The 3,778-nt window shown below is 78.0% G+C and carries 3 protein-coding genes; 2 read left to right on the top strand and 1 reads right to left on the bottom strand.

All coding sequences use genetic code 11. From position 1 onward, the window contains the following. Positions 1-234, bottom strand: a 234-nt coding sequence (locus ACFU6K_RS33590) for a hypothetical protein (RefSeq protein WP_380669547.1), incomplete at its 3' end; no start/stop codon positions are given. Between the two features lie 241 nt (positions 235-475). Between ACFU6K_RS33590 and ACFU6K_RS33585 the strand changes: the two genes are divergently transcribed. Together ACFU6K_RS33585 and ACFU6K_RS33580 are read left to right on the top strand one after the other, a co-directional pair. Further along, positions 476-1,645 carry an exonuclease SbcCD subunit D gene (locus ACFU6K_RS33585; RefSeq protein ID WP_380669545.1) on the top strand — a complete coding sequence of 390 codons (1,170 nt, stop codon included), beginning with the start codon at positions 476-478 and terminating at the stop codon, positions 1,643-1,645. Then, positions 1,642-3,778, top strand: a 2,137-nt coding sequence (locus ACFU6K_RS33580; RefSeq protein ID WP_380669543.1) for an AAA family ATPase, incomplete at its 3' end; no start/stop codon positions are given. The genes ACFU6K_RS33585 and ACFU6K_RS33580, both read left to right, overlap by 4 nt.

Below are 3,778 nucleotides of genomic sequence, written 5' to 3'. Positions count from 1 at the left end.
GCCCCGGACCCGCCCGCCCAGCCCGACCGCCCGAGCACAGTCCCCTCCCGCACGGGCCCCCGGCGGCCGGCCGCCCCCGGGCGGCGCCGCCCCGCCGGGCCCGGCGGCCGACACCCCGCCGACACCGCCGCCCGGCCGCCGCCCGGCCATCACCAGCACCCGCCGCCGACCCCGCGACGGACGCCCCGCCGCGGCGCCCAGCGCCTCGCACACCGACTCCCGCACAACAGTCATGGCTCCTCCTTCTCGCTCACCCGACACCGGACCTCGTCGGCCGCCCCGGCTGGGAGTGGCCGACGCCGAGGAACATACACAGAGCCACTGACAATTCACCCCAAGTAATCGAACAAGCTCAGCACCACCTCCGCCGACCGCACGACACCCGGGGCCCGCCGTTCCCTCCGGGGCTCCTGGGGTGTGTGGTTCCCACCGGGCCGGGCGGGATTGTCAGTGGTGCGCGTTAGGGTCGGGGACCATGCGACTGCTGCATACCTCCGACTGGCATCTCGGGCGCTCGTTCCACCGGGAGAGCCTGCACGACGCCCAGCGCGCCTTCCTGGACCACCTGGTGGAAGTGGTCCGGTCCGAGGGCGTGGACGCCGTGCTGGTCGCGGGGGACGTGTACGACCGGGCGCTGCCCGGGCTGGAAGCGGTCGCGATGTTCGACGACGTGCTGCACCGGCTGGCGGACCTCGGGGTGCCGACGGTCTTCATCAGCGGCAACCACGACTCGGCCCGCCGCCTCGGCGTCGGCGCGGGGCTGATCGGGCGGGCCGGCATCCATCTGCGGACCGACCCGGGCGAGTGCGCCGAGCCCGTCCTGCTGGCGGACGAGCACGGCCCGGTGGCGGTGTACGGGCTCCCCTACCTGGAGCCGACGCTGGTGCGCGAGCGGTTCGGGCTGGCGAAGGGCGGGCACGCGGCGGTGCTCGGCGCCGCGATGGACCAGGTCCGGGCGGATCTCGCGGCGCGCCCGTCCGGCACCCGGGCGGTGGTGCTGGCGCACGCCTTCGTCACCGGCGGCGCCCCGAGCGACAGCGAGCGGGACATCGCGGTCGGCGGCGTCGCCTCCGTACCCGCGGCGGTCTTCGACGGGGTGCACTACGCGGCGCTCGGCCACCTGCACGGCTGCCAGACGCTCGCCCCGCACCTGCGCTACAGCGGCTCCCCGCTCGCCTACTCCTTCTCCGAGGTGAACCAGCGCAAGACCATGTGGCTGGTCGACCTGGCCGCCGACGGCTCGGTGACGGCGGAGCGCGTCCCCTGCCCCGAGCCGCGCCGGCTGGCGACGCTGCGCGGCACCCTCGACGCGCTGCTCACCGAGGAGCGGTACGCCGAGCACGAGCAGTCCTGGGTGCAGGCCACGCTCACCGACGCGGCCCGGCCGAGCGAGCCGATGGAGCGGCTGCGCCGCCGCTTCCCGCACACCCTCCAGCTGCTGTTCGACCCCGAACGGAGCGAGGCCGAGCCCTCGCAGTCGTACGCGGCGCGGGTCAGCGGCCGCGGGGACCTGGAGATCGCGGAGGGCTTCCTGCGGCACGTCCGCCCCGGTGCCGAGCCGGAGCCGGACGAGCTCGGCTGGCTGCGCGAGGGCTTCGAGCACGTCCGGGAGACCACCGACCGGAAGGCGGACCTGCCCCGATGAGGCTGCACAGGCTCACCGTCACCGCCTTCGGCCCGTTCGCGGGAAGCGAGACGGTGGACTTCGACGCGCTCGCCGCCGGCGGGCTGTTCCTGCTGCGCGGCGCCACGGGAGCGGGCAAGACCAGCGTGCTGGACGCGGTCTGCTTCGCCCTGTACGGCGAGACGCCGGGCGCGCGCCGGGCCAACCGGCTGCGCAGCGACCACGCCGACCCGAAGCGGCTGACCTCGGTGGAGCTGGAGCTGACGCTCGGCGGGCGGCGGCTCCAGGTCACCCGGCTGCCGGAGCAGCGCCGGCCGAAGAAGGTCGGCACCGGCACCACCGTGGAGCGGGCGCAGACCCTGCTGCGCGAGTGGGTCGCCGACGCGGGCGACGGTACGCCCGGCTGGCGGGGGCTCAGCAAGTCGCACCAGGAGGCCGGGGAGGAGATCCACCGGCTGGTCGGCATGAACCGGGAGCAGTTCTGCCAGGTGGTGCTGCTGCCGCAGGGCGACTTCGCCCGCTTCCTCAAGGCCGACTCGGAGGAGCGCGGCAAGCTGCTGCGGCGGCTGTTCGACACCGAGCGGTTCCAGTACGTGGAGGCCTGGCTGGCCGAGCAGCGGCGCGGCCAGGAGGCCGCCGTCCAGGCCGGTCGGCGGCGGCTGCGGGACCTCGCCAGCAAGGCCGAGCAGGCGGCCGGTCCGGACGCCGAGCCCGCCGCGGGCTGGGTGCCGGCCGAGGACGACGCGGCCGGTCTGGCCGCCGGGGTGCTGGGCTGGGCAGCGGTCCTGCGCAGCGGCGCGGCCGAGCAGCTCGCCGTCGCCGAGGCCGCCCTCGCGGGCGCCGGGGCGGCCCAGCGCGCCGCCCAGGAGCGGCGCGAGGCCGCCGAGGAGCTGGCCGGCCGCCAGCGCCGGCACCGGGAGGCGCTGGGCCTGGCCGAGCGGCTGGCCGGCTTCGAGCCCGCCGCGGCCGCGGACCGGCAGCGGCTGGCCGCCGCGCAGGAGGCCGTCGGGGTGGAGTCGGCGCTGCGGCTGCGGGAGAGCGCGGCCGAGGCGCTCGGTCGCGCCCGGCTGGCGGAGCGCCGGCAGCGCGAGGTGCTGGCCGGTTCCGGCGGCGAGGGCCGGGAGCTCGCCGGGGCGGACGCCGCCGGGCTGGCCGAGGCCGAGCTGCGGCTGCGGGCCGAGGTGGTCCGGCTGGAGGCGGCGCGGGCGGAGGAGCGGCGCTGCGCCGAACTCGCCCGCGAGCAGCGCTCCCTGACGGAGGACCGGCGAGCCGCCGAGGAGCTGGCCGAGGAGGCCGAGGACTGGCTCGCCGAGTTCGAGGGCGGGCTGGGCCGTCTGGAGCAGCAGCACGCCGAGGCCCGGTTGGCGACCTCGCGGGTCGAGCAACTGGACGGGCAGCGCGCCGAGTTGACCGTCCGCCTGGGCGCGGCCCGGGAGCGCGACGGCCTGTGCGCCGAGATCGCCGCGGCAGAGCCCCGGGTGGTCGCTCTGCGCGCCGCCGCGTTGGACGCCCGCGAGCACAGCCTGGATCTGCGGGACCGCCGGCTGAGCGGCATGGCCGCCGAGTTGGCCGAGCAGCTGCGGGCGGGCCAGGCCTGCCGGGTCTGCGGCTCACCCGAGCATCCGGCGCCCGCCGAGGCCGCGCCCGGCAGTCGGGTCGGCGCCGAGGACGAGGAGCGGGCGCGCCGGGCGCAGGCCGCCGCCGAGCGGGTCTGGACGGAGGCCGACCAGGCGCTCACCGCGCTGCGGGTGCGCGAGGCCACCGCCGCCGGCGCGGCCGGGCCGGACGGTGCGGAGGCGCTGGCGCAGGCCCTCGCCGGGCTGGAGTGCGAGCACCGCGAGGCGCGGCACGCGGCGGAGGCGCTCGGCCGGGTCGAGCAGGAGATCGCCCGGCTGTCGCAGGACCGTGCCCGCCGGGTCGACGAGCTGCACGAGGCCAAGGAGCGCGCGGCCGTCCTCTCCGACCGGCTGCTGGCGCTCGACACCGAGCAGCGGACGCTGACCGCCCGGGTGGCGGCCGCCCGGGGCGAGGCGGCGTCGGTCGCCGACCGGGCCACGGCCCTCACCCGGCTCACCGAGGCGGTCGCCGCGGCGGCGACGGCCGCCCGGGCGCACGCGGAGGCGGCGGCCCGGCTCGGCGAGGCCGAGGAGGAGC

It is taken from the genome of Kitasatospora sp. NPDC057512, from assembly GCF_042802135.1.
Classification (GTDB): Bacteria; Actinomycetota; Actinomycetes; order Streptomycetales; family Streptomycetaceae; genus Kitasatospora.
The sequence above is the reverse complement of the archived record's forward strand: the minus strand, read 5'-3'. Positions and strand labels throughout refer to the sequence as shown.